The 23,516-nt window shown below is 69.6% G+C and carries 26 protein-coding genes; 6 read left to right on the forward strand and 20 right to left on the reverse strand.

Annotated elements, in window-relative coordinates:
- Nucleotides 1-109: 109 nt before the first annotated feature.
- Nucleotides 110-2,128 (reverse strand): ricin-type beta-trefoil lectin domain protein, encoded by a 2,019-nt coding sequence (locus ACFVVA_RS23655; RefSeq protein WP_387692336.1) that lies wholly within the window; start codon nt 2,126-2,128, stop codon nt 110-112.
- A gap of 196 nt (nt 2,129-2,324) precedes the next feature.
- On the opposite strand from ACFVVA_RS23655, the gene ACFVVA_RS23660 reads away from it, so the two are divergent.
- Nucleotides 2,325-2,531, forward strand: a complete 207-nt coding sequence (locus ACFVVA_RS23660; protein ID WP_387692339.1) for a DivIVA domain-containing protein — start codon at nt 2,325-2,327, stop codon at nt 2,529-2,531.
- A gap of 139 nt (nt 2,532-2,670) precedes the next feature.
- Here ACFVVA_RS23660 and ACFVVA_RS23665 read toward each other — a convergent pair whose 3' ends face one another.
- From ACFVVA_RS23665 to ACFVVA_RS23700, 8 genes are all read right to left on the reverse strand, one after another.
- On the reverse strand, nt 2,671-2,994 hold the full coding sequence (locus ACFVVA_RS23665; RefSeq protein ID WP_387692341.1) for an NUDIX hydrolase: 324 nt from the start codon (nt 2,992-2,994) through the stop codon (nt 2,671-2,673).
- Nucleotides 2,922-3,215 carry a hypothetical protein gene (locus tag ACFVVA_RS23670; protein WP_387692343.1) on the reverse strand — a complete coding sequence of 98 codons (294 nt, stop codon included), beginning with the start codon at nt 3,213-3,215 and terminating at the stop codon, nt 2,922-2,924. Before ACFVVA_RS23670 ends, ACFVVA_RS23665 begins: the two co-directional genes overlap by 73 nt.
- 100 nt (nt 3,216-3,315) lie before the next feature.
- Complete coding sequence (gene tgmC / locus ACFVVA_RS23675) at nt 3,316-4,458, reverse strand: ATP-grasp peptide maturase system methyltransferase (RefSeq protein ID WP_387692345.1); 1,143 nt, start codon at nt 4,456-4,458, stop codon at nt 3,316-3,318.
- Nucleotides 4,455-5,180 (reverse strand): class I SAM-dependent methyltransferase, encoded by a 726-nt coding sequence (locus tag ACFVVA_RS23680; RefSeq protein ID WP_387692347.1) that lies wholly within the window; start codon nt 5,178-5,180, stop codon nt 4,455-4,457. The genes tgmC and ACFVVA_RS23680 overlap by 4 nt, the downstream gene beginning before the upstream one ends.
- 107 nt (nt 5,181-5,287) lie before the next feature.
- On the reverse strand, nt 5,288-5,743 hold the full coding sequence (locus ACFVVA_RS23685) for a hypothetical protein (RefSeq protein WP_387692349.1): 456 nt from the start codon (nt 5,741-5,743) through the stop codon (nt 5,288-5,290).
- Nucleotides 5,744-5,860: 117 nt separating this feature from the next.
- Nucleotides 5,861-6,709 (reverse strand): helix-turn-helix domain-containing protein, encoded by an 849-nt coding sequence (locus ACFVVA_RS23690; RefSeq protein ID WP_387692350.1) that lies wholly within the window; start codon nt 6,707-6,709, stop codon nt 5,861-5,863.
- 28 nt (nt 6,710-6,737) lie between these two features.
- A complete protein-coding gene (locus ACFVVA_RS23695; protein WP_387692352.1) occupies nt 6,738-7,262 on the reverse strand; it encodes a DUF6879 family protein in 525 nt (174 codons plus the stop codon).
- Entirely contained in the window at nt 7,234-7,476 is a 243-nt protein-coding gene (locus ACFVVA_RS23700) for a hypothetical protein (RefSeq protein WP_387692354.1), read from the reverse strand. Before ACFVVA_RS23700 ends, ACFVVA_RS23695 begins: the two co-directional genes overlap by 29 nt.
- A 496-nt stretch (nt 7,477-7,972) precedes the next feature.
- Between ACFVVA_RS23700 and ACFVVA_RS23705 the strand changes: the two genes are divergently transcribed.
- Nucleotides 7,973-8,848 (forward strand): hypothetical protein, encoded by an 876-nt coding sequence (locus ACFVVA_RS23705; RefSeq protein ID WP_387692356.1) that lies wholly within the window; start codon nt 7,973-7,975, stop codon nt 8,846-8,848.
- Between the two features lie 14 nt (nt 8,849-8,862).
- On the opposite strand, the gene ACFVVA_RS23710 is transcribed toward ACFVVA_RS23705, so the two are convergent.
- The 4 genes from ACFVVA_RS23710 to ACFVVA_RS23725 form a co-directional block, all read right to left on the reverse strand.
- The gene (locus ACFVVA_RS23710; protein ID WP_387692544.1) at nt 8,863-9,735 is read right to left on the reverse strand and encodes a TIR domain-containing protein; all 873 of its coding nucleotides are present in this window, start codon (nt 9,733-9,735) and stop codon (nt 8,863-8,865) included.
- Nucleotides 9,736-9,782: 47 nt separating this feature from the next.
- On the reverse strand, nt 9,783-10,340 hold the full coding sequence (locus tag ACFVVA_RS23715; RefSeq protein WP_387692358.1) for a hypothetical protein: 558 nt from the start codon (nt 10,338-10,340) through the stop codon (nt 9,783-9,785).
- A gap of 878 nt (nt 10,341-11,218) precedes the next feature.
- Entirely contained in the window at nt 11,219-11,461 is a 243-nt protein-coding gene (locus ACFVVA_RS23720; protein ID WP_387692359.1) for a hypothetical protein, read from the reverse strand.
- Nucleotides 11,461-11,823 (reverse strand): ATP-binding protein, encoded by a 363-nt coding sequence (locus ACFVVA_RS23725; protein WP_387692361.1) that lies wholly within the window; start codon nt 11,821-11,823, stop codon nt 11,461-11,463. The genes ACFVVA_RS23720 and ACFVVA_RS23725 overlap by 1 nt, the downstream gene beginning before the upstream one ends.
- Nucleotides 11,824-12,092: 269 nt before the next feature.
- Here ACFVVA_RS23725 and ACFVVA_RS23730 point away from each other — a divergent pair, with 269 nt between their 5' ends.
- From ACFVVA_RS23730 to ACFVVA_RS23740, 3 genes are all read left to right on the forward strand, one after another.
- On the forward strand, nt 12,093-12,956 hold the full coding sequence (locus tag ACFVVA_RS23730; protein ID WP_387692363.1) for a helix-turn-helix domain-containing protein: 864 nt from the start codon (nt 12,093-12,095) through the stop codon (nt 12,954-12,956).
- Nucleotides 12,949-13,140, forward strand: a complete 192-nt coding sequence (locus ACFVVA_RS23735; protein ID WP_387692365.1) for a DUF397 domain-containing protein — start codon at nt 12,949-12,951, stop codon at nt 13,138-13,140. The genes ACFVVA_RS23730 and ACFVVA_RS23735 overlap by 8 nt, the downstream gene beginning before the upstream one ends.
- A 297-nt stretch (nt 13,141-13,437) precedes the next feature.
- The gene (locus ACFVVA_RS23740; RefSeq protein ID WP_359906200.1) at nt 13,438-13,782 is read left to right on the forward strand and encodes a hypothetical protein; all 345 of its coding nucleotides are present in this window, start codon (nt 13,438-13,440) and stop codon (nt 13,780-13,782) included.
- A gap of 66 nt (nt 13,783-13,848) precedes the next feature.
- Here the strand turns inward: ACFVVA_RS23740 and ACFVVA_RS23745 are convergent, their stop codons facing one another.
- The 7 genes from ACFVVA_RS23745 to ACFVVA_RS23775 form a co-directional block, all read right to left on the reverse strand.
- Nucleotides 13,849-14,979: a hypothetical protein gene (locus tag ACFVVA_RS23745; protein ID WP_387692367.1), complete on the reverse strand. Its 1,131-nt coding sequence runs from the start codon at nt 14,977-14,979 to the stop codon at nt 13,849-13,851.
- A complete protein-coding gene (locus ACFVVA_RS23750; RefSeq protein ID WP_359906195.1) occupies nt 14,976-15,629 on the reverse strand; it encodes a GAP family protein in 654 nt (217 codons plus the stop codon). The genes ACFVVA_RS23745 and ACFVVA_RS23750 overlap by 4 nt, the downstream gene beginning before the upstream one ends.
- 547 nt (nt 15,630-16,176) lie before the next feature.
- Nucleotides 16,177-17,286, reverse strand: coding sequence for an o-succinylbenzoate synthase (gene menC, locus ACFVVA_RS23755; protein WP_387692369.1), 1,110 nt, complete (start codon nt 17,284-17,286; stop codon nt 16,177-16,179).
- On the reverse strand, nt 17,283-18,149 hold the full coding sequence (locus tag ACFVVA_RS23760; RefSeq protein WP_387692371.1) for a GNAT family N-acetyltransferase: 867 nt from the start codon (nt 18,147-18,149) through the stop codon (nt 17,283-17,285). The genes menC and ACFVVA_RS23760 overlap by 4 nt, the downstream gene beginning before the upstream one ends.
- The gene (locus ACFVVA_RS23765) at nt 18,146-19,744 is read right to left on the reverse strand and encodes a PucR family transcriptional regulator (RefSeq protein WP_387692373.1); all 1,599 of its coding nucleotides are present in this window, start codon (nt 19,742-19,744) and stop codon (nt 18,146-18,148) included. The genes ACFVVA_RS23760 and ACFVVA_RS23765 overlap by 4 nt, the downstream gene beginning before the upstream one ends.
- Nucleotides 19,741-21,309: a serine hydrolase domain-containing protein gene (locus ACFVVA_RS23770; protein WP_387692375.1), complete on the reverse strand. Its 1,569-nt coding sequence runs from the start codon at nt 21,307-21,309 to the stop codon at nt 19,741-19,743. The genes ACFVVA_RS23765 and ACFVVA_RS23770 overlap by 4 nt, the downstream gene beginning before the upstream one ends.
- A gap of 342 nt (nt 21,310-21,651) precedes the next feature.
- Entirely contained in the window at nt 21,652-22,707 is a 1,056-nt protein-coding gene (locus tag ACFVVA_RS23775; RefSeq protein ID WP_387692377.1) for an alpha/beta fold hydrolase, read from the reverse strand.
- 282 nt (nt 22,708-22,989) lie between these two features.
- Here ACFVVA_RS23775 and ACFVVA_RS23780 point away from each other — a divergent pair, with 282 nt between their 5' ends.
- Nucleotides 22,990-23,376: a recombinase family protein gene (locus ACFVVA_RS23780; protein WP_387692379.1), complete on the forward strand. Its 387-nt coding sequence runs from the start codon at nt 22,990-22,992 to the stop codon at nt 23,374-23,376.
- Nucleotides 23,377-23,516 lie beyond the last annotated feature (140 nt).

Genomic DNA, 23,516 nt, shown 5'->3' on the forward strand with positions numbered 1-23,516 from the left:
GTCCCTCGCCCGCCCACCCGCCGAGCGGATGGGCGGGTGGGCGGGCCTGCCGGTTCGAAGAGTCGGGTGCGGCCGGGTGCCGTCCGTCAGGGCCGCCGAGGGTTGCCGTTCAGAGGAGCTGGAAGGACCACTCCTGCTTCCAGCCGCCTTCACAGCTCCACACCCCGAGCTGCTTGAAGTCGGAGTCGTGGGCGAGGCAGTCGTCGTCGCCGATCCGGACCTGGTACTTGCCGTTGCCGAGGCCGACGAACTCCCACTTCTGGTTGGAGGTGTCGCCCCACGCCTGCTGCTCGGCGACATAGGTCTCCGGGTTCTCGGTGAGGTTGAACCCGAGGTCGTTGACGATCCGGTAGCGGTCCCCGCCCAGCGGCTTGATGGTCCACTTGGACCCCTTCGCCCCCAGGATCCCGCCCACGATCGGCGAGCCCCAGCTCGCGGTCTCGTCGGGTGCCGTCGCGCCCAGCCCATTGGCGAGCCTCAGGAACAGCGGCCGCTCGGTCGGGACGTCGGAGGACGGCTTCGGGTCCGGCTTCGGCTTCGGCTTGGGGTCCGGCTTCGTCGGCGTGGTCGGGTCGGTGGGGCCGGTCGGGTCGGTCGGAGTGATCACGCCGCCGGACGTGGACTCGAGCACCCATCCCTGATGCCAGTCCTGCTTGCACGTCCACACGCCGAGCTGCTTGAAGTCGGCGTCGTGGGCGAGGCAGTCGTCGTCGGAGATCCGGATCTGGTACTTGCCGTTGCCGATTCCGGCGAGCTCCCACCTCTGCCGGGAGGAGTTGCTCCACGGCTGGAGTTCGGCCGTGTAGGCGCCGTTCTCGGTGAGTTCCAGCCCGTACGAGCTGGTGATCCGGTAACGACCGCCGCCCACCGGGGCGACCTTCCACTTGGACTCGTTGCCGCCCCGGAGCCCGGCGACGACCGGGGCGCCGGCGGAGCCGCTGGCCGGGACGGCGCCCAGGCCGTTGTCGAGCTTCAGGTACACCTCGGCGCCTTTGCCGGTGCCGCCGCCGGGCGTGGGCGGGCTGGTGGTCGGCGGGGTGCCGCCCCAGGCCCAGTTCTGGTTGGGCGCGTCCCGCCGGTCCTCGGAGCCGCAGGCCCAGGCCGCCACCGTGCTGCCGTTGGCGGTCCGGCCGCTGAAGTCGTCGATGCAGACGTCCTTGGACCGGTCGTCCTGGTCCGTCATGTGCCGGAAACCGCCGCTGGGCGACATGTTCCAGCGCTGACCGGGGATCTCCAGGCAGTCCCAGACCTGGAGCCTGGTCCCGTTCGCGGTCTTGTCGGCCTCCAGGTCGAGGCACTTGCCGTTGGCCGCCTGGAGTTTGTAACCGTTGTAGGTCCACTTCTGGGCGTCGCCGCCGTTGCACTCCCACATCTGCACGGGGGTGCCGTTCGCGGTGCCGTTGCCGCTGACGTCCAGGCAGGCGTGGTAGCCGGGGCCGCTGGAGTCGGGGGTGAGGCTGCCGGTCCTGGTGCCGTAGCCGGACCGGGCGGGGAAGTGGACGGTGCGCACGTCGCCGTCGCACTTGTAGGGCCGCGCGGTGCCGGACCGGCAGGTCCACGGCTCCTTCTTGACGGTGTCACCGTCGTTGCCGATGAACGCCCAGTTCAGGTAGCCGCCGTCGCCCCGGTTGCGGAAGGTCGAGTCCCCCTGGAAGACCCAGATCCGGAACACGTCGTAGCCGGACGGTTCCTTCTTCTCCTTGTCCATGAAGTGGTTGAGCTTGTAGGTGGTGTCGAGCAGCACCCCCTTCATGTCGGCCTTGTACTCGTTCCTGAACCACTCGGTGTCGTACAGGTCGGTGCCCACGGTCTTGAACACCATGACGTTGAATCCGGGGAACTTCGCACTCAACTTCGTCGCGGTGCTCTGGGTGAACTCCGCGTTGTCCAGCTTGTTGAGGTTGGCGGCGTTGTGCATGAGCTTGATCATGTCGAAGGCGGAGTTGATCAACGCGGTCATGCAGTTGCCGCCGCCCGGCGTGGCCGGGGTTCCGCAGGTCTTGTCCACGGGGGCGGCCGCGGGGGCGGCCGCAGGCGCCGCCTGGGCCTGCACGGTCAGGCCGGAGACCACGGCGACCGCGGCGACTCCGCAGGCCAGGGCGCGTTTCAGGCGGGACAGGGGTTGCACGTCAGAACCATCCTTCTTCTCGGGGAAGTTGGATGCTAAGCAGCGGAATTCTCCGTCCCACGGTTCCTGACGCAATCCATATGACAAGATCAAGAAGCCTGACGCCATTCACGCGCCAACCGGTCCGGCGGGCCCTGCGGACCGGGCTCGACCCCAGTGGCCTGCCTCGGGCAGGCCGGATCGGAGGACCCGCAAGGTGTCGACATCACCGGATTTCCGCGGCTTCGACCTGGTACGGCGCGGCTACGACCGCGAGCAGGTCGACCGCTATCTCCGCGCCCTGTCCGAAGCCGGTTCACCGCCGCCGCGGCCGGAGTTCCGGATCAGGTGGCGCGGCTACGACCGCGAGCAGGTCGACGCACGCATCGCGGACCTCCTGCGCGGCAGGAGCGGCAGCGCGTAGCCCACGCAACGAGCCCGGCGCAGGAAGTCGGACCGGCCGACTTCCTGCGCCATGGGATGTCCGGCACCCCGGCCGCGCCGGGACCACCGCAACCGGCCGGTCGGTGCGAGTCGACGGCAGTTGAGGTCCCGCCCGAGCGCTACAGCGCGGCCAGGACTCGGGCCCGCAGGGTCTCGTCGGCGATGCTCTCGACGGGCCGCCAGGCGTACCCGGTGACCTCTTCCTCCTGCAGGGTGACTGGCACCGCGCCGCCGGTCCGGAAGAGGAACCGCACGTCGATGTGCCGGTGCTCCGGTTCGCCCTTGGCGGGGTTCTCCGGGATGGTGTGCACGTCGATGTGAAGGGGGCCGTCGGCGGCGAACCCCTCGGCGCTGACACCGGTCTCCTCGGTCAGCTCCCGCAGGGCCGCGCCGACCAGCGTGGTGTCCTCGGGCTCCAGGTGCCCGCCCGGGGGGGGACCCACGTGTCCAGGACACGGTGGTGGATGAACAGAACCTCCCGCTTGTCGTTGACCAGGAGGGCCCCGGCGGTGACGTGGCCCCGGAACTCCTTCCGGCTGGTCACGTCCGCGTCGCCGCCGGAGGCCAGCAGCCCCCGGGCGACGGCGAGGTTCGCCTCGTCCTCGGGGAAGCGGGAGAGGTACGCCGTGAGCGTGGTGCTGATGTGGTCTGCCGTGATGGCCAAGGGATCTCACCTGTTGTAGAAGTCGAGCCACGTAGCCGCGATGGCTTCGTGAGCCTTGAACGTGAAGTAGCGCCGGGTCCTCTCGTACCTCGCACCCGGCTCAGACAGGAAGGTCCCAGCCCGGTCCGTCCTCGGTGCCGAGCCAGACGCGCTGTGCGGCCGCCGACACGGTGATCCCGAAACCGTCCTGGTGCGGCTCACCGGCCGCCTGCCAGCACCGGACCGCGCGCTCGACCCGGTCCCACAGGCGGACGGGCCCGCGCTGCGTCACGGTCCACCCGCCGCCGGGGCCGGGTGCCGTCCGTGCCTGCGATCCGGTGGACAGGTCCCAGAGGATCTGCCGGGCCCCCACACCCATGCGGACGGCTGCGGGCGCGGCGAGTTGGGCCACCCAGCCGCCCGTCCAGCTGTCGAGTGTCGCCGGGTCGATGAGGGTCGGGGACTCGTCGCCGGGCAGCAGGTCCAGCGTTGGACGGGGCGGCCGGTCGTGCGGGCGGGCGATCATGAAGCTGGTCTGGTCGGTGAGGAACCGGCCGGTGGCCTCGCCGGGTCCGGTGACGTCGAGCAGCGCGAGGGCGTTCGCGCAGCTCCACCCGGAGAGGGTGACCAGGATTCGACCGCCGGGCTTGACCTGGTGGAGCCATGGGAGGGGGATGTATCGAACCGAACAGGTGGCGATGAGCCGGTCGTACCGGCCCCCGTCCGGGTCGCCGCGCAGCCCGTCTCCGACGATCAGTCGAGGGGAGAACCCCGCGGTCCTGATCGCTGCCGCGGCTGCCGCGCCGACCGTCGGGTCGTACTCGACGCTGGTGAGGTTGGCGTCCCCGAGGCGGTGGGCGCCGAGTGCGGTCGAGTATCCGGTCCCTGTGCCGATCTCCAGCACGCGGTGCCCGGCCTCGGCGTCGAGTTGCTGCCACATGCGCAGCACCACGGACGGGAGGGTGGACGACGAGGACGGGATACCGGTCACGGCTTCCCCGGCCGTGTCCTCGGGCCCGATGCGGCCGTCGAGTTGGGTGACCAGCGTCCGGTCGTCGTAGATCCCCTCCAGCCATCCGGGCTCGCCCTCGCGGACGGGTCGGTAGCTGGTCGGAACGCTGCCGGCGACCGGGGCGAAGTGGGTTCCGACGAAGAGTTCCCGTGGAACGGCCCTCGCGGCGCTCTCCCACTCGCGTTCGGTCAGCGCGCCGTTCCCGGTGAGCCTGTCGGCCAGAGCGGCGCGGAGTTCAGCCGGTGTGCTCATGTGTCACGGCCTTTCTGGAGCGTGTAGGCCCTGACGAGCAGGGTGTCGGCCGAGCGTGCGCCCGAAGTGGCAGGGGGGAGCCGATCGATGCTGATCGCGGTGAACCCGGCCTCATCCAGCAACTTCGTCCAGACGTGCTCCTGGAGGACCCAGCGACGCATCGTCGTCGCAGTGCCGTCCGGGGTGCGGGCCGGGATGTCGGCGTGCCGGACGTCCGGCTCGGCGGGCGCTCCGCCGAGGTAGTGGCCCAGGGTGGAGGCGGCGAACAGCCCGCCGGGACGCAGGGCGCGGGCAGCGGCGGGCAGCAGCCGGCGGGGGTCGGCGAAGTCGAGGCCGCCGAAGACGGAGTAGAGGACGTCGTACGCATCCGGGTGCGCCTCCAAGTGCTCGACCACGCCGGCGCGCAGAGGGTGCAGGCGCGGCGCGAGGTGACCGTAGAGGTCGCAGGCCATCGCGTGCTGGGCGGGAGAGGCGTCGATGGCGTCGACCCGGGCCGGGGCGTGGTGGGCGACGAGGTGGGCGGCGTGTCGGGCGGCGCCCGCGCCGAGGTCGGCCAGGACGAGGCCGGTGATGTCACCCAGCATCTCGCTCCCCGGCCCGCCGTCCTGGGCCCAGACCCAGTGGAAGGAGCCGGGGACGGCCCGGTCCGCGTCGGCGCGGGTGCGGCCGTAGTGGTGCCAGAGGTCCGGCGCGGCGGCCTGGGCGGGTGAGGTGGTCGTCATCCGGGCCATCCTGGTGCCCGGCGCACCCGGGCGCAGGGATTCGCGCGAAGACCACCCGTCCGCGTGGCGGTGGCCCCGGCCGGGCCGGGACCACCGCAACCGACCGGTCAGTGCGAGTCGTTGCCGGGGTGGCAGGGGCTGCAGTTGGCGGCGTCGGCCCACAGCGACAGGTCCACGTCCCAGCCGTCGGCCGCGATGATCCGGGCGGTGCGCAGCACCGTACCGTCGTCCTTGAACTCGACGGCCGGCACGTGGTGCAGGAAGTGGCCGTCGTTGTGGGTCCGGCACAGCTCGGCGTAGGCGACGGTGTCCAGGATGATCGTGTGGACGCCGATGTCCACCAGCGCGCTGGGGCCGAGGCTCAAGCGCTCGCCACGGTGGGCCATCGCGGTCAGCAGGTAGGCGTAGCCCTGGCCGAGGACGCGGGCGGCCATGACGGAGTCGTACGGGTAGTCGCGCATCAGCAGGCCGATCTGCTTTTCCCACAGATCGGCGGGGATGTGGTCGCGCACGTTCCGGAGCGGTCCGACGGTCGGGTCGGTGGGCGCAACTGCGGTTGCCATGGTTCCTCCGACTGCTGTTGGGGCACCTGGTGGCGCCGGGCACTACCCGGCGGCCCTGTGAAAGCTACGGACCAACCCCTGTGACACTCAAGGAAGTTGCAAAAACTTGCGGCCGCTTCACCTCAGCGTGTCGATCGCGGCGGTGATCAGCTCACGGGCCGCGCCGCCGTGCACAGCCAACCCGGCAAAGCGGGCGAACGTCCGCGCGTAGAGGGCGAGGTCGCTGGGTGCGGTCACGGTGACCTGGGCCGACAACAGCTCCACCCCCGCCTGCCGATCGTCGAAGAGGTTGAAGGTCTCCGTCGGCCACATGGTGCGGGCGGCTGTGAACGGGATGATGCCCAGCGACACCGACGGCATCGACATGGCCCGCAGCAGGTGGCCGAGTTGGCTGGCCATCACCTCGTCGTCGCCGATCCGGTATCGCAGGACGGACTCCTCGATGACCGCGACGAAGCGGCGCCCTCCCTCGAGGACGATTCTGGAACGGGCGAGCCGGGCCTCGACTGCGGCCTCCACGTCGTCCGGGGTATGACGGACATCGGCCACGGTGCGCAGCAGGGCGTCTGCGTACTCCCGCGTCTGCAGGACGCCGGGGACGACCCGGGAGGAGTAGGCGCGGAAATGGCGGGTGCGGGTGTAGAGCGGCACCCGGGCTTCCTGCGCCTGGCGCAGGCCCGTACGGGTGATGCGTCGCCACTCGACGTACAGGGAGTCCACCGCCCGGTTGGAGGCAATCAGGTCGGGCGCCTGGTCGTCGACTCCGCAGGCCTCGCACCAGGCGCGGATATCGGAGTCCGACGGGGCGACCTTGGCGTTGAGGATGCGAGAGGTCTTCGCCGGGTGCCAACCGCAGCGGGCCGACAGTTCCCCACCCTTCAGCCCGGCGTCGCGCATCAACTCGCCAAGGCGTGCGGCGAGGGCCCTGCGGGCGGCCTGGACGCTGGAGGACGGGGAGATCGACATGATGCTGCCGCGGCCGGTCTTGGCGTGGTCAGACAGTGTAGTTCTCGTGCGGCACGGCCCGTTCCCAGGCCGCCTCGAACGCGGTGGCGCACAGCAGGGCCACCGCCCGGTCGTCGCTGAACGACGGCCCGGCGGACTCCCCATCACCGGTGAAGTGGTTGAACCGCACCGACTCGCTGTCGAACAGCCAGAAGTCATTGCCCGGCAAGGCGATGTGCGAGGCCTGCCGCCGGGGCAGCCACCGGATCTGCTCGCCCGCGGCGATGTTGGTGAAGGTGCCGGAGTGCTCGAACCTGATGTACTCCGACACCGGCTCGGACACAATCCGCACGCGCCGGACCTCGACGCCCCGGGCGACGGTCTCCTCGATCAGCGTCAGCCACGGGCGCCACCAGGACGTACGGTCGTCAGGGTCGTGGCGGAAGCCGTCCCGCCACGCCGCGAAGGGCCCGGTCTCCTTGGCCACACTGTAGGAGTCGCGCATCTCCAAGTGGACCGCGCTGGAGCGGGCGGCGGCCAGTTGCTCAGCGAACGTCGGTACCTTCGGCGGCATCGCACGCCTTCCTCAAAATCGGCGCCATCCGCGCCGGCAGCCGGACCACATCCTCCGAATCGGGGATGCTGCCGGTCTCCAGACACTTGGCGCGCAGCTTCTCGGCGGCCTTCCAGCCCTGCACGACGATCTCGTCAGCTTCGTCGTCGTACCAGACGGTCGGGCACTCGTCGTCCCCCGTGTTGGGGTCAATCCCGATCAACCGTAGTGCCACGCCGGCCCCCTCTTGCCAGTGGATTGCTCTGACTTGCTCGACAATTCCCCGCCGAGCGACCACCGTCAAGACTCCCGCCGCACGCAGCGACCGCCGGCCCGATCAGCGTCCCCAATGGCGTTGGCGAGCACCGTGTTCGGGTACCCCAGCGTAGAGATGGTCACGGCGCGCCTTCCCTTGGTTGGGATGGTGCAGCGAACGAGGCCGCGAGAGATCGCCGGTCCCAGGCCAAGATGTCGGCGGAGCGACTCGCGCTCGGGGCGCGTCTCCCATCAGTCTGTCCGCAGCGCTGTGTCGATCCTGGGCAAGCCCCATGGTGCGGGTCCCTTCGGCGCTATACCTGAACTCCAGTCGGAGGTGGCTCCCAATCCCACCAAGCGGACCTTACCGTGCCGAGTTGGGCATCGACGATATTAAGATAGCGACTTATTGAGCAAAATTGATCACTTTTGATCAAAAATGGGGAGTTCAAAGCTGGCGACCTTACGATCAGAGGATGACTATCGCCATTGAAGGGTCAGAGGAGCCGGAGGAGAACCCCGTCTCGCGAATCATCAAGGTGACCCCCGATATTGCCGGAACTTTTCTGTCCCGGAATTCGGTCAACCGACGCCTGGACGTGGGGCGAGTGAGAGCCCTGGCAGAGGCCATTCTCCGCGGCGAATGGAAGTTGACTCATCAGGGAATCGCCTTCGACAAGGACGGCGTACTTATCGACGGCCAGCATCGCCTCCATGCGATCATCGAGGCCAACACTCCTGTGGAGATGTTTGTTTTCAATGGACTGTCAAATGACATTTTTCCGGTTCTCGACACCGGGAGGAGTCGGAGTGCAGCGGATACGCTGTTGTCGACGGGCGCGAAGTACCGGACCCTGCTTTCCGCTACCATCCGTCACGTACTTCTCTTCAAGATGATTCCGAACGACCCTTGGAGTGGCGCCCGGGCTTACGTATCGAACGACCGGATCCTGGCCGCGTACAACGAGGATAAAGACAGGTACGGGGAGGCCGTGAGCATCGGCCGCGAGCTTTCCAAGCACCTTTTCGCGAGCCAGACGGCGGTGGCGGTAGGATATTTCGTGACCACCGAGGTAGCACCTGCTGCAGAACTCGACGAATGGATCTCTGGCCTCAAGTCGGGCGCGAGTCTGGACCCTGGCGATGCGAGACTTGCTCTGCGAGAGGTTCCGAAGGAAACGCCGAGGCGGAGCTCCTCCAAGCGCAGGATGGGAATGCGGGACCAGGTGGCAATCTATATCAAGGCATGGAACGCCTGGGTTGAACCAGAGAAGGCCGGAGAATTGCGCCTTCGACGCTTGGGAAAGAGGGAGAAGATGCCACTGCCGGTCGAGGTAAAATTCGAGCGCTAGGAACATATTTTTTATCACGGGAGGAGGCTGCGAATGATCACATTCCCGGCCTCCCCCAGTACGACTACCTCTCGCCCCAACGATTTTGCGACCCGCTCGACAAAATCGCGTGAAATCAACTGCGATGACCCTCCTGAACTTTGCGCGACAATGACTACGCTGTCGGCCTCCCAGGAGGAGCGTACGGCCTCCCAGCCGATCTTTGCGAATGAGGAGGCAATGAACTTCTCTTCGCTGATCCGGCGAATTTCCCGAGGAGAACGCCGCGGCGCCCCGTCTGCCTGTAGCGTGCATCTCTCGATCTCTGCCATACGGTGATCGAGCTGTCGGGCAATAAGGAGGATCTCCTCAGTCATGTCGGCCTCGGATCGCTCGACCGTTTTCGACGGGCTATCCCGCGACGAAAGTGCGCTGATGTTCCTCATGTTGCCCTCGAGCTCTGGCCAACTTCTCCGGAAGGCGCGCTCCAATCTTTCACGCGGGATTGCCAGGCCATTCGAAGCTTCATTGATGTCAAAAAGGAGCTTCTGCACATCATCCTTGCTATCTCCGGTGATGGCCTGGAACTGACTGAGAGGACTGATGAGGTCGGTAGCCTTCATGCCGATCAGGAACGGGACCACATAGCCTCCATCGACCTGCTTAGAAAGGGCCCCAGCCTCAAAGTTGATCCAAGTGGAAGCTTGATTCTCAGGGGTTGTGCAGATAATACCAAAATTTGTCTCAGAAAGCTCGTCGGTGATCTCTCGAACTCCTCTCCTCCCTGCAGAGATATCCAGACTGGAGAGCCACGGATTGATGTATTGAAGAACATCTGGCAGCCAGGACCAAAGGGCTTCGGCAGTTCTTTTAGAGCGCTCCCCGGACCAGCTCAGAAATACCTTGATAGAAGCCTCCTTCTATTTTGTTCAACATACTGTCGGTCAAATTATGCTCAACCAGACTCGCGTGCCGCCTTGAGCAGAAGCGCCTGTTCCGCCTTGAGCGATCCATATGACTCGCGAATATAGGAAAGAAATCCGTTTCCTGGATGGCGAATCAGGGTAGATTTGCTTGGACTGGCGGCTTCCCAGTTCGCCAGGAGGGCGTTATAGGTCGCTGCATGCGCGCAAAACTCCAGGACCACGGGCGGCATTTCTCCCCCGATGATCAGATCACCCCGAGTGGTGACAATCTCTCGCATCCTCTGGGCCGTCGGGGCAAACACCGATTCTACCCATGTATGCCACCGTGTCTCCTCTAGTTCTGGCAGCGGAATCTCGTCCAGGCCGGAACCAACGGGTAAAATGTAGCATTTGCGATACTCGCTCCACGCCTTCTCGTTTGTTTCCGCGAGAATGAGAAGTGGGCCATAGAGGTCTTTTAATTGACTGCTCACCCGGTCGATTTGCGCCTTCCTTAGAGATCTGCGGACTTCTCCTTGGTGATTCAGCCAGTAGGCCATTACGGCAATCAGAATGCTGGCACAGGCAGTTACCATTGCTGCGATCATCGGAGTCTCCATGGCGCCGCTTCGCTTGGTATTGAAGCATGGCACAGGAGATCTCGCCAGCTTGCGAACAGAGATAATCCGACGGGCAGGTGAAAGTCGTGAATAATTATTCAATAGGATTTCCCGACTACTATTGCGATCTTGCCCGCCTGTCGCAATGATGGCCAACAGTCCACAAAATATCTCAAATCATCCCGAAGGTGCCGATCCGCCAAGGGGTGCCCCCGCTGCCCGGTCCGGCCTCACCACTACGCCGGGAGCAGCTCTCTCGGGGCCACCGTCAGGCCACGCGGCGCGGAGGGCAGGGCTGCTATCGGGTCCTTGGCCGCACCGAGGACTGGGTACTGCCGTCCGCGCTATGCCGCAGCGGACGAGAACGCCTCCAGCCCATCCAACACCTGCTGGGACGTTCCGACGAGCCCACCGCCTGACACTCCGTCCGGCGGCCGTGGTTGATGGGCGCCGGCTGAATTCCCGACGTCCGGCGGGGCCCCTTCCTCACCGTATCCGGACCTCTTGCATGTGTCGCAGAGCGTGCGGGGAGGCGCAAGGAGCTCGGCATGATCAACTGGCCGGGGCGCGAACCCGTGACAGGCCGCGAGGCTGATCACAATATGCAGCTGGCGGGCAGGGACCCTGAACGCGCCGCATCGGCCTTCGCGCGTTCAGGGCTCATTAAAGAGCCGCTGGCGGGAACAAGAAGTGAGCCTTTCGGGGCCCGGAGCAGTGCCGCAGCCCCCGGCGCGTGGGCGGCGGGGGCCGGCGGGGTCAGGCGTCCTCGTCGGGCGGGGTCGTGCGGAGGGCGTTGACGACGCCCAGGGCCACGATGGAGACCGCGACGGCGAGGAGGACGGCGAAGGCCGTCCCGATCAGGAACTTCACGAGAAGTCCCGCTCCGCGTCGAGGAGCAGGACGAGGAGGTTCAACAGCGTCGAGGCCGGCGCGGTGTTGAAGCGGACAAGGACGCGGCCGTCGATGGTCCGGTCGGTGCCGGCCGAGGGGAAGATCAGGCCGAACTTCCGCCCCCGGTCCTGGACTTCGGCGAGGAGCGTGTTGATGTGGGCGTCGGTGTAGTGCCGGATCCGGGGGTCGGTCGGCAGCATCGGGTGACGGCGGGCCATCACGCGGCGCCGTCCAGCTCGAACCAGACGGATTTGGCACGCTCGTGGGGGTCGACTCCCCAGCGGTGGGTGAGGCCCTCGACCAACTGCAGACCCCGGCCGGACTCGGCGAGCAGGGAGAGCGGCGGGGTGGTGGGGAGGATCGGGCTCCCGTCCGTGACGGAGACCCGCAGGGAACCGTTGATGGAGATGATCTCGACGAGCGGGGCGGGGGTGTCCCCGTGCCGCCAGGCGTTGACGAGCAGCTCGCAGAGGGCGAGCTGCGCGTCGGAGATGACGGACGGGGACCAGCCGACGCGGGTCATGCTGTTGTGGAGGGTCTGACGGGCGATGGCGATGGTGGGGGTGTTGATGTGACGCATGGGAGTTCTCCCGAGGCGTGAGTGAGGGAGGAACCGGCGGAACATGTGTCGCCGTGAGCCAGGCCGTTGGAGAAGGACTTGGCTGCTCTGCGGTGCTTGCTAGCAGGCGTTACTGACGATCCGTCGGATCGGTGTGAGATCGACCGTAGCGCACCATCTCCTGAGTTTTTAGGCTCACACCTAAAAATTCGCTCTATCGTGTGGCTCGCAGATGGACCTGTACGTCGCCAGCGCGGCACACTGGCCCCAGCACCGGCCGAAAGGACGCCATGCCCCTTCGCTCCAACCCGACCCTCCGTCAACGGCGACTTGGCGCTGAGCTGCGGAGAATGCGGGAGCAAGCCGAGCTCGGCGGCAGCCAGCTCGCCCGCACCCTCGGCATCAGCCCTGGCCAGATGACGCAGATGGAGAAGGCGAAGATCGGCGTCAGCCCCGAGCGCCTGCGAACCCTGGCCTCGGCCTGCAACTGCGTCAACCAGCCGCTGATCAACGCTCTCGTTGACATGGCACTGGAGCGGGAGAAGGGATGGTGGGAAAAGTTCCGCGGCACCCTGACCATCGACTTCCTTGAGGTGGCCGAGCTTGAGAACCGAGCCAAGCGGCTGACAATCTGCACGACCACCTACATGCCCGGACTGTTGCAGACCAGCGACTACGCCTCGGCCGTGTTCGCACGGATCTTTCCTCCGCTGCCCCCACAAGACATCGACACCAGGACGGCCTTCCGAATCAAGCGGCAAGAGGTAGTTCGCTCAGGCGCGACTCCTCTCCAAGTGTTCATCCACGAGGCCGCACTGCGGATGCAGTTCGGCGGCCTCAAGGTCCTCATCGACCAGCTCGGTTCGCTGCTCGACGATTCCGAGCAGCCCGGCATCTCAGTTCGCGTCGTGCCCTTTGCCGTCGACACCTTCCCCGGTTCCGGCGAGAACCTCACGTTCGCCGAAGGCCCCGTCCCCGAGCTGGACACCATCCAGATGGACGTCACCCAAGGTGCACTCTTCTTCGACTCCCCGGCGGACCTGGCCAAGCACCGGGCGATCTTCTCTCGCCTGGACTCCACAGCACTCTCCGAAGAAGGATCACGCGACTTCATTCGATCCATCATGGAGGATGTGAACCGCACATATGCGTAGTCCAGAGTGGCAAAAGTCCAGCTACAGCGCCGCAAACAATGAGTGTGTGGAGGTCCGCACGGTCGCCGGGGCGATCGAACTCCGCGAGTCCGACGAGGGCCAGACCATCCTCCGCACCACCCCCACCGCCCTCGCCACCCTCCTCCACGGCCTCAAAGCCGGCGAATTCGACCACCACGCCTGACCGCCCCAACCCCGCAGCGCCCCTCGCCCACCCCGGGCGAGGGGCGCAACCACGGCACCGCGAAGGCAAAGGTCCCCAGCCAGGAAGGAGACGGAAAACAACAATGCCTGAGTCCACCTGGCAGAAGTACCGCTGCTCGTCGAAGCCCGGCGGCCGCCCGCCGCTCGAGCCCTTGCACAGCCGCAGCCTTCGCGCCGTTCGCACCCCTTCACGCCGGTGACGATTCGCGCACATCCCATTACGTTTGGCAGTGATCGCGGGATGCGCCCGGCACCCCTGCGCACAGGAGGTCTCATCATGCGACGACTCGTCACAACGCTCGGCACTCTCATCGCTGCAGGGACGTTGGCCGTGGCCGTCCCCACGTCCGCCCAGGCCGCCACGGGCACCTTGACGTTCTACAACGTGATCTTCCCTGATGGGTCGGGCCTTGGCCCGGGCGTGCCGTACGTCGACCCGCCTGCAGGCTGCTACGAAGTGCCGAGGGAGGCGCAGGGGCCGTTGTCGGGCGTGAACAACGCGACAGACAGCGCGGTCCGCTTCTACTGGCGGGAGGACTGCACCAGCCTGCTGTTCAACGTCCCCGCCGGCCGTTCGGTCAGGTTCAACTCGCACCCCCGCTCCTTCATGGTCGAGAGGTAGCCGAGGCTCCCGGCCGCCCCGACCCGCAGTGCCCCTCGCCCACTCGGGGCGAGGGGCGCCGGGCGCTCAATGCCTCCGGGGCAGTCGCCCCAGGAGGCCGTGGCCGCGCGTGGTCTGCCAGCGCGAGCGCGCCTGGCGCAGCACGGTGTCCCACTGCTGGCGGATCTCGTCGTCCGGCGGGCGTTCGCCGCGTCCGATCCTGTCGAGTTCGTCCCGCACCTCCCGGCCGAGCGCCGCCGAGGCCACGGTGGCGAGCATTGCCCCGAACAGGGCGGAGAGCATGGCGAAGACCGCCCCGATCGCGCCGTAGCGGTCCGTGGAGGCGTTGAAGAGGCGCGGCAGGTAGACGCCCATGGCCAGGGAGTAGCCGGACAGCAGGACCGCCGCGATGCACGCGAACGGTACGAGGTCGAGCCGGGGGATCCGGCCTGCGGACAGCAGCCGGCCGCCCCAGATGAGGAAGGCCGCTGTCAGCGGTGCCTCCACGACGTCCGCCACCAGTCCCAGCGGCCCGCGGTCGAGGGTGGCGTGGACCCAGCTGCTCAGCGCGGCGTACCCGGCGAGCAGCGCGATCCATTTGAGGCCGTTCACGGTGTTGCGGACGCTCAGCGGTTCCAGCTCCCAGTCCTGTTCGAACAGGCGCTGGGCGGCCCGCGCGAAGCTCAGCACCGAGACGAGGAGGAAGGCGATCCCGAAGAGCCCCGTGGCGCCCCAGTCGTTGGACGCGGAGAGCATGTCTCGCACGGCTTCGGCGCCGCCCCCGGTGAGGCCGTAGCGGTCGATGACGCGCTGGGCGACGTCCTTGCCGCCGAGGCGGACGACGAGGGCTCCGCAGACGATGGCCAGTGGCACCAGGGCGGTGAGCGCGGCGGAGGCCAGGGCCATGGAGCGGTCGAAGCCCACGAGTCGCTGGAAGCGGCTGACCACGCGCAGCGCGAACGCCGGGCGGAGCCAGAAGGTCGCCGTCCTGAGAACGGTCTCGCGGTTGATCCGTGTCGTTTGGCCCTCCGGGGTGCGGCGGTGGTGCGGCCTCGGCGAGGGACGCCGGGGCAGCTCGGCGCGCGAGTCCGTACGGCCCTTCGGGTCGGTACGGCGGATCGTCGCCGGAGTGATCCTCGCGCGGCGGGGCCCGGCCGGGCGCGGCAACCCGCCGGGCGAGTGCCGCCGTCCGCCCGTGCGGGGCGGTGGTCCGGTCACAGCGCGGTGGCGCCCTCGGCGATCAGGAGTGCGCCGATCACGGCCAGGACCAGTGCGGTGACGGTGCTGTTGTGGGTCTCCAGCCACGTCCGCACTCTGCCCAACGGGGCCAGGACACGTTCCCCCGCGGCGATGTGGAGCAGCAGGGGGAGCGCGACGGTGAGGGCGGCGATCGCGGTGAACGCTGCCAGGGCGGCGACGGTGGGGGCCGCTTCCAGTTCGGCGGAGCCGATCGTCAGTCCCGCCGCCCCCGAGAGCAGGACGACCTTCGGGTTGGCCGCCGACAGCAGCAGCCCCAGCCGCAGGGCCTTGGCCGGGGTGGCGTCCGTCAGGGCCCTCATCCAGGCCGGGGTCGCCTTGTCCCCTCGGGAGCGCCACTGCCGGGCGGCGAGGAGCAGGAGGACCGCGCCGAGGCCCACTTTGGTCCACGAGGCCCAGGTGGGGGTCTCCTCGCGGGCCTCGACGACGGCGGCGAGCGCGGCGAGCGCGGATGCCGCCGCGAGGATTCCGGCCGTCCAGCCGGTCAGGAAGGCCGCGGCGGTGGGTCTGGGCCGCGGCGTGAACAGCAGCAGGATCGCGGGAACGACCGGAAACGGAGACAGCGCGATTCCCAGCGCGAGCGGTGTCACCTCGCCCATCACGGTGCCCACCGGATGCCCCTTCCGTGGTTGGTGGGGTGTTCGGTCATGCGGCCGACCGTCCCCTCGGCCCGCTGGAGCAGGGCGAGGTCGACGCGCCGCCGAGCAGCAGCACGCCTCCCTCGGTGAGGATGCGCGGGAAGCCTCCCCGCGGGGAGGGGTCGGGAAGGTCGCCGACGCCGAGCATGATGCCAAGGTACCCGCAGGCGGCGGCGAGGAGCGGCAGGCTGCGTCGGCCTCCAGGCGGGCCCGGAGGGCCGGCCACGAGGGCGCCAGCGCCTCGTGCCAGAACCGCGCCATCTCGTCGGCGAGGCGGAGCGCGAAGTGGTCCTCCCCGCGGTCGAGGGCCCGCAGGAGCTGCCTGGGCGGCGGGTGGCTGGAGCCGGGCCCCCAGGCGGATCCGGATCACGAACGCCCCCCTTTCGCCAGCCCCTTCGAAAGAAATCGAATCATTCGACCGGTCAATCGGCTTGGCGTTTCCTGGATTCACCGCAGGACCGGCCTTGAGAGGAATCCAGGGCCCGGGCCCGCGCGGCGGTGCCCGAGGCCCTGCGACTGGTCAGACGGTGAGGAGTTCCGTGGAGGTGGTGGCGGCTTGCAGGGCGTCGGGGTCGGGGACGATGCCGATCCCCGGGCCGGTGGGGACGGTCAGACGGCCGTCGTGGAGGACGAAGGGGTCGGTGATGTCGCGGGTGTAGTAGCGGGCCGAGGCCGAGATGTCGCCGGGCAGGGTGAAGCCCGGGAGCGCGGCCAGCGCCAGGTTGGCCGCCCGCCCCAGCCCGGTCTCCAGCATGCCGCCGCACCACACCGGTACGCCGTTCGCCAGGCACAGGTCGTGGATCCGGCGGGCTTCCAGGTACCCGCCGACCCGGCCGGGTTTGATGTTCACGATCGAGCACGCCTCCTGCCGGATGGCGGTGGCCGCGTCCCGGGCGGAGGTGATCGACTCGTCCAGGCAGATCGGGGTGTCCATGCGGGCCGCCAGCCGGGTGTGCGAGAGCAGGTCGTCGTGGGCGAACGGCTGCTCGATCAGCGTCAGCCCGTAGGCGTCGAGCCGGCGCAGGTGGGGCTGGTCCGCCGGACCGTAGGCGGTGTTGGCGTCCACCTGCAGGGCGATGTCCGGGCCGAACGTCTCCCGGACCGCTCGCAGCGGCTCGATGTCCCAGCCCGGTTCGATCTTCAGCTTGATCCGGGCGTAGCCGGCGCGGAGGTAGCCGTCGACGGCGCTGATCAGCTCGTCGACGGTGTCCGTGATGCCGACCGAGACGCCGACCGCGAGCTCGGTGCGCGTCGCCCCGAAGTACTGGGCGAGGCTGATGCCGGCGGTCCGCAGTTCGGCGTCCAGTACCGCCATCTCGACGGCCGCCCTGGCCATCGGATTGCCTCTGACCGGCCGGAGCAGCTCGGGTACCAGTGCCGCGGTCAGCCCGGGGGCCCGGGACAACCGGGGCAGCAGGAACTCGCGTACCACTTCCCGGGCCCCGGCCAGGTACTCGGCGCTGTACGTCGGATCGTCGTCGGCCACGCACTCGCCCCAGCCGACGGCTCCGTCGGCCGTGGTGACCTTGACCAGCAGCGAGTTCCGGTGTTCCTGGGTTCCCAGTGCGGTCCGGAACGGCGCGACCAGGGGCAGGGCCACCTCGCGCAACTCCACCTGCTGCAGCTTCATTCCGATGTTTCCTTCCGTCGCAGGACGTACCAGCCGGACCGGTCGAACCCGTCGATCCGGTAGCCGTTCTCCAGGGCGCCGCCGAGTGCCTGGCGCATCGCGGACCGCCAGCGCCGGGCGGCGGCCGGATCCGTTCGCCGCAGGGACTCCGCGTCCACGGGGGTGACACAGCGCAGTACGCCGCCGGTCGCGGCGCGCGGTACGGGCTCGCCGTTGCCGTCCGCTTCGAGCACGGGTTCCGCCGCGGCCGGGTCCGGCAGCGGTGCCGGTGCGTGCGGCGTCCCGTGCACCGGCCAGCTGACGAACAGCCGGTCGGATTCGTCGCCGTCGTTGATGCCGTCGGCCAACGGCCCGTAGAAGTCGGGCAGGTACGCCTCCGCGACCGCCCCGAGCCGCCGCAGGTTGAAGTGGGCGTTGCGGCGGATCAGCGGGTCGTACGTCCACGAGATCGACGACAGGCCCGCCCGGGCGGCCCACTCCCGCTGGTGCGACTTCATCGCCGCGCCGATCCCGCGCCCGTGCATTCCCGGCAGCACGCCGGCCACGTGCGAGTGCAGGCTGTCCCCGATGGTGCGGAATCCGGCGGTCACGCCGACCATCGCCGTCCCGAGGTACGCCGCCGCGACGTAGCCGCCGGTGTGGGCGAGCGCGCACATCACGTCCAGGGCCAGCGGTGGCTCGGCGGTGTCCGGGGTGTTCCACACGGTGCGCAGCACCGCGTCGGCCTGCTGGAGTTCGGGGACGGTCCGGAGCGACCGGATTCGGACGTCCGCCCGTTCCGCGCCGGCGGAAGGAGAATCGACCGTGCGACGAGTCTGCTCGGCGGGCCGCTCCGGGCCGTTGGCGTCCGTGCCCGGGTTCACCTGGCCTCCTTCGTGCCGATGTCCGGCAGCCGTAGCCGCAGTTGCAGCGCCAGTGCCAGCCGCAGGTCCGGGTCGTCGATGTCGATCAGCTCGGCCAGCCGGCGCAACCGGTGCCGCAGCGTGTTGGGGTGCAGCGTCATGGCCTCGGCGACCCGTGGCACGTCGTAGTGCCCGGCGATCCAGCAGCGCAGTGTCTTCTCGTACTCCGTTCCGTGCCGGGCGTCGTGGTCGAGCACCGTCGACAGGGGCTCCCCGTGCAGGGCCGGACGGTACCGTAGCGCCTCGTGGACGTCCCGCAGGAATATCGGGGCGGCCAGCTCGTCGTGCCGTCCGATCTCCGTCCTGCCGAACGGTCCGCACACCACGTCGAGCGCCTGCCTGGCCTGGCTCAGCCCGGTCGGGACGTCGGCGAGGCCGGGGAGGGTGCGGCTGATCCCCGCCCGCCAGCCGCCGCCCAGGGTGTCGCCCGCCCGGGCCAGCACCGTCGCGATGATCAGCCGGATCACGGGCGCGTCGGACGCCGTGTCGACCACCGCCACGGCCTGGCCGTCCAGCGCTCCGGCGGCGGCTCCCAGCCGGTAGGCGGAGAGTCCCATCCGCAGCAGGTCGCCGACGTATTCGGCGGCGGAGTCCGGCGAGACGCCTCGCGCGTGACCGGCCGGGTCGCCGGGGCGGCCGATCACCAGCACGGTCGCCGGGGCGTCGAAGCGTATCCCGAACGAGTCGGCGAGCTCCCGGGTCGCTCCCAGGCCGCGGAGCAGCCAGCCCAGGCGCTCGGCTCGTTGCCGGCGTTCGGCGTCCGCCGCGAGGCTGACCCGGGCCAGGTGGGGCGCGGCCAGCCGCGCGCCCTCGGCGAGGACGTCCGCCGCCTCCTCCGTCAGGGGTTCATCGCCTTGGAGCACCCAGATGGTGCCCAGCGCCTCGCCACCGTCCCGGATGGCGATGGCGAGGCGTGGCCGGTACTCCTTCGGCTCGTAGCTCCAGACCGCGGTGTCGGAGCGCAGGACGGCGGCGTACTCCTCGGCGTGGGTCGGGTGGTCCGGCACCCGGCGGCCGAGGATGCCGTCCCGGCGCGGGTCGTCGACCAGTTGGCCCGGGACCGTGGAGTAGGCCAGCACGCGCATGGACAGGTCCTCGATCGCCACCGCGCCGCCGGCGCGCACGGCGATGTCGTTGGCGAGGGCGAACAGGTCGGTGGACCGGTGCCTGTTCGGCTCGAACACCGGGCTCGTGATCGCGCGCAGCGCGTCGATCAGGGTGTAGAGCTGCCCCCAGGAGATCTCGGCGCTGCGCTCCAGGAGCGCCACTCCGGTCCGTTCGGCCACCTGTGTCAGCGCTGCCGTGTCCGTGGTGCCGGCTCGCATGACCACCGCCTTGGCGTGGTGCTCGGCTGCCCGCTCCAGGACGTCGGCGGTCAGTCGGCCGGGTACCAGGACGATCGCGTCGGTCAGCCCTGTTCCGGGGGCGTCGGTGTCATGGATCGTGGGCGCCCCGACGGCGACCGCCCGGCCTCGCGGCAGTGCGAGCGGCCGTAGGAGGTCGGTTCCCAGGCTGTCGAGCACGACCCCGAGGGTGATCCCGGTGGGGGCTGTCATCGCCGCTCCGGAAGTCCCAGGGGGGCGGTGTCGTCGGGCTGCCGGAGGAAGCGCATCCGGTGGACACCGTGCGTGCTGATCAGGAGGTCGTCGCCGCTGGGGCGCAGGCTGATCAGGCCGCCCGCGCGGAACGCGCCGTCCGGTGCCGGTTCGATCGTCCCGACGAACTCCAGGCCGAGTTCGAGCGTGCCGTCCCGGGTGACCGTCGCCAGGACACCGAGTTCCGGACTGCGGTAGACGGCCGGTGGCAGTGTGGCACCGGCAGTCGCGGGGGGACAGCGCCGGTACTCCGTGGCGCGGCCGGGGCGGTACACCGATCCGATCCTGATCGTGCCGGACGACGCCCGCAGCCAGAGGCCGGCGCTGTCCTCCAGGCCCTGCCAGCTGCCGTCGACGGCCGGGGCGAACTCGCCGGCGGACGGCGCGTCGTGGATGCGGATCCGGCCGTTGCCCACGGCGTCGATCCGGAGGGTGAGGCCGGATCGCGGATCCAGCCAGTCCCCCGTCAGCCGGGCGGCGGGCTCGGCGGCCACCGGGTCCGCCGTCAGCGCGACGGGATCGTCCTCGGGCAGCCCGACGGCCAGCCGGAGCACCCGGGTGGCCAGCTCCGCGGAGTCGATCGAGGAGTTGTTGCTCAGCAGCGCCACGCCGAGGCCGGCGTCCGGCATGAACAGCAGCTGGGACCGGTACCCGGGGACACCGCCGGCATGGCCGAACGCCGGCCGGCCCGCGATCGTCGTGTGGTAGAGACCCAGCGCGTACGGCCACTCCTGCCCGTCCCCGGAGTCGACCTGCCGCGACAGCCCGTCGCGGATGTCGGCGCCCAGGACCCGGCCGTCCTGCAGGAACCCGAACCACGGCGCCAGGTCGGCGACGCTGGTGGCCAGGCCGCCGTCGCCGACCGCGGACTCCTCGGTGTCGGCGCGCCGGACGGCACCGCGGGTGACGTCGTACCCGTAGGCGAATCGCGGCAACGGCTCCCGGCTGTCCTCGCGGAACACGGTCTCGTTCATGCCCAGCGGTGTGAACATCCGGTCCGTGGTGAACTCCCCCAGGGTGCGACCGGTGAGCCGCCGCACGAGCGAGGCGACCAGGACGTACCCGGTGTTGGAGTAGGAGAACGCGGTCCCCGGTTCGAAGTCGACCTCGGTCAGCCCTGCCACGAAGGCCAGCGTCTGGTCCTGGGTGATCCTCGTCAGCGGGCGGCCGGCGATCGTCGCCAGGGCCAGCCAGTCCCGCAGACCTCCCGTGTGCCGCAGACATTGACCGACGGTCACCGGCACCGCCAACTTCAGCTCGGGCAGGTGCGTGCGGATGTCGTCGTCCAGCGACAGTCGCCCGTCCCGGCACAGCAGCAACGCCGCCGCGGCGGTGAACTGCTTGCTCATGGAGGCGATGTCGAACCGTGTGCGGGTGTCGACCGGCGTCTCGAACTCCACGCTCGCCAGCCCCGCGGACGCCTGGTGGATCAGCTTCCCGTCGGTGTAGATCCCGACGGACAGTCCCGGGTCACCCGGGCGTACCGCCGAGCCCACGACCTCGGACAGTGTTGTTGAGATGGCCATGCGCCCCAGACTCTCAGCCGGGACTGCCCGGAGGGTTTGTCCTGGCAGGCAAAGTCCGCTCGCCCAACGTTGGCCGAAAGGACATGCCCGTACGCCTCCTGACGTCAGGAGCACTCCTTTGTCGCGCACGTTCCGGACACGCCGTCGACGACGCCGGGCGCGCCGGTCGTCCAGTGGCCCTGCACCGGCGGCTCCGAGCAGCGGTGGACGACTTCCGGGTGACGGCCGCGCGGCCGGCCGCCGGCGCCCGGTGACCGACGTCTCGCGGCTTCTCCCCCACGAAGCCGCGAGACCCTCCCCGCCCGTCGCACCCGCGCGGCGCGGCCGCCGAACCGTCCGCGCTCAGAGCCGGTCGGCGTCGAGGACGGCCTGCACGAAGGCCTCGGGCGCCTCCTGGGGGACGTTGTGGCCGACCTCGGGCAGGCTCCGGTGGAGGTAGGGGCCGGTGAAGTAGTCGCGGTAGCCGGCGCCGTCGCCGGGGGCGGTGAACGGGTCGCGGCCCGCGTCCAGGGTCACGGTCGGCACGGCGATCCGGGGCCGGGCGGCGAGGCGGCGCTCCAGCCGGTCGTAGCGGTGCTCGCCCTCCGCCAGGCCCAGCCGCCAGCGGTAGTTGTGGATGACGATCGCCGCGTAGTCGGGGTTGTCGAAGGCGGCGGCGGTGCGGTCGAAGACGGCGTCGTCGAAGGCCCAGGTCGGCGAGACCTGCCGCCAGACCAGGCGGCACAGCTCGCGGCGCTTGTCCCGGTCCTCCATGGCACGCCGTCCTCGTTCGGTGGCGAAGTAGAACTGGTACCACCAGGTGTGCTCGGCGGCGGGCACCAGCGGCTCCTTCTGCATCTCGACGTCGGTGACGAGGTAGCCGCTGACCGAGACCAGCGCCTCGACCCGCTCGGGCCACAGCGCGGCGATGATGTCGGCGGTGCGCGAGCCCCAGTCGAAGCCCGCCAGCACCGCCCGCCGGATGCCCAGCGCGTCCATCAGGGCGAGCACGTCCAGGGCGACCGCGGCCTGCTGGGCGTTGCGCATCGTCCGCCCGGACAGGAAGCGGGTGGTGCCGTGGCCGCGCAGGTACGGGACGACGACCCGGTAGCCCCGGGCGGCGAGCAGCGGGGCGACGTCGACGTAGCTGTGGATGTCGTACGGCCAGCCGTGCAGGCAGACGACGACCGGGCCGTCGGCCGGGCCGTCCTCGGCGTAGCCGACGTCGAGCAGGCCGGCCCGGACCTGGGCCAGGCGGGCGAAGCCGGTCCGGGCGGCGGGGCCGGGGGCGCCGACGGGGGCGGCGGCCCGGGCCTGGGCCTGGGCCTGGGCCTGGGGCAGGGTCTGGGCGGCCAGGGACAGCGCGGTGGTGCCCGCGCCGAGTCCGACGGCCCTGGTGAAGGTGCGCCTGTCGATCATGCCGGGTTCCTCCTTGGTGCGAACGTGCCGTTCATTCCAGCCTCTTGACACCACGTCAACGTTCTGGACCGCCTCGGCGCGCCGCCCGGGGCCCCCGGGGCCGCTGGGAACGCGAGCGCCGCCCGGGGCCCGCGGGGCCTGCGGGGCGGGGCGGTGACCTGTTCGGCGGTCGCACGATTGGGTGGCGACCGCTATTGATCCCGCACTGTTCACCGGGGCCTGCTGGAGTGGACGGGCGCCCCACTCCCGTCGCACTCCTCACCCACCGGGCAGGTGAACGACATGACCGACCGCCCCCCGCACCCCGGCCTCCCGGCCCGGCCCGCGCTGTACCTCCGCTGTTACCCCGCCGACGCGGCGGGGCTGGAGTACCAGCGCGCGGTGCTGGAGCGTCTGGCCCGCTACCGCGGCCTGCCGGTACCCTCCGCCTTCCTGGACGACGGGGTGCGCTCCGGCGACCCGCACCCCGCCCTGGAGCGGCTGCTGGAGCGGGCCGAGCAGGGCTGGGTGAACGTGGTGCTGGTGCCGGGGCCGTTCGTCTTCTCGCTCGACGACCGCAGTGCCCGGGCGACCGTGCGCCGGCTGGAGGCGCTGGGCTGCGCGGTACTCGAACTGCCCGGCCCGGACGTCCCGCCGCAGCACCCGCCGGTCCGGGCCCGGACCGCCTGAACACGCCGCCCGCACCATCCGTACACGCACGGACACACCGCCCGCACCGCAGGAACACACCCCGGGAACGCACCACGGAAACGCACCGCACCGCCCGCACCACCCGCACCGCGAGGGCGCCCCGGCGGGTACCGCCGCAA

The organism is Kitasatospora sp. NPDC058048, assembly GCF_042885555.1.
Classification (GTDB): domain Bacteria; phylum Actinomycetota; class Actinomycetes; order Streptomycetales; family Streptomycetaceae; genus Kitasatospora; species Kitasatospora lactacystinica.

What these genes read in the sequence shown, in the direction of transcription:
- tgmC (WP_387692345.1), bottom strand. Translation starts at nt 4,458, where the DNA reads ATGAGCACACCGGCTGAACTCCGCGCCGCTCTGGCCGACAGGCTCACC.
- ACFVVA_RS23680 (WP_387692347.1), bottom strand. Translation starts at nt 5,180, where the DNA reads ATGACGACCACCTCACCCGCCCAGGCCGCCGCGCCGGACCTCTGGCAC.
- ACFVVA_RS23685 (WP_387692349.1), bottom strand. Translation starts at nt 5,743, where the DNA reads ATGGCAACCGCAGTTGCGCCCACCGACCCGACCGTCGGACCGCTCCGG.
- ACFVVA_RS23690 (WP_387692350.1), bottom strand. Translation starts at nt 6,709, where the DNA reads ATGTCGATCTCCCCGTCCTCCAGCGTCCAGGCCGCCCGCAGGGCCCTC.
- ACFVVA_RS23695 (WP_387692352.1), bottom strand. Translation starts at nt 7,262, where the DNA reads ATGCCGCCGAAGGTACCGACGTTCGCTGAGCAACTGGCCGCCGCCCGC.
- ACFVVA_RS23705 (WP_387692356.1), top strand. Translation starts at nt 7,973, where the DNA reads ATGACTATCGCCATTGAAGGGTCAGAGGAGCCGGAGGAGAACCCCGTC.
- ACFVVA_RS23715 (WP_387692358.1), bottom strand. Translation starts at nt 10,340, where the DNA reads ATGATCGCAGCAATGGTAACTGCCTGTGCCAGCATTCTGATTGCCGTA.
- ACFVVA_RS23720 (WP_387692359.1), bottom strand. Translation starts at nt 11,461, where the DNA reads ATGGCCCGCCGTCACCCGATGCTGCCGACCGACCCCCGGATCCGGCAC.
- ACFVVA_RS23725 (WP_387692361.1), bottom strand. Translation starts at nt 11,823, where the DNA reads ATGCGTCACATCAACACCCCCACCATCGCCATCGCCCGTCAGACCCTC.
- ACFVVA_RS23730 (WP_387692363.1), top strand. Translation starts at nt 12,093, where the DNA reads ATGCCCCTTCGCTCCAACCCGACCCTCCGTCAACGGCGACTTGGCGCT.
- ACFVVA_RS23735 (WP_387692365.1), top strand. Translation starts at nt 12,949, where the DNA reads ATGCGTAGTCCAGAGTGGCAAAAGTCCAGCTACAGCGCCGCAAACAAT.
- ACFVVA_RS23740 (WP_359906200.1), top strand. Translation starts at nt 13,438, where the DNA reads ATGCGACGACTCGTCACAACGCTCGGCACTCTCATCGCTGCAGGGACG.
- menC (WP_387692369.1), bottom strand. Translation starts at nt 17,286, where the DNA reads ATGAAGCTGCAGCAGGTGGAGTTGCGCGAGGTGGCCCTGCCCCTGGTC.
- ACFVVA_RS23765 (WP_387692373.1), bottom strand. Translation starts at nt 19,744, where the DNA reads ATGACAGCCCCCACCGGGATCACCCTCGGGGTCGTGCTCGACAGCCTG.
- ACFVVA_RS23770 (WP_387692375.1), bottom strand. Translation starts at nt 21,309, where the DNA reads ATGGCCATCTCAACAACACTGTCCGAGGTCGTGGGCTCGGCGGTACGC.
- ACFVVA_RS23775 (WP_387692377.1), bottom strand. Translation starts at nt 22,707, where the DNA reads ATGATCGACAGGCGCACCTTCACCAGGGCCGTCGGACTCGGCGCGGGC.
- ACFVVA_RS23780 (WP_387692379.1), top strand. Translation starts at nt 22,990, where the DNA reads ATGACCGACCGCCCCCCGCACCCCGGCCTCCCGGCCCGGCCCGCGCTG.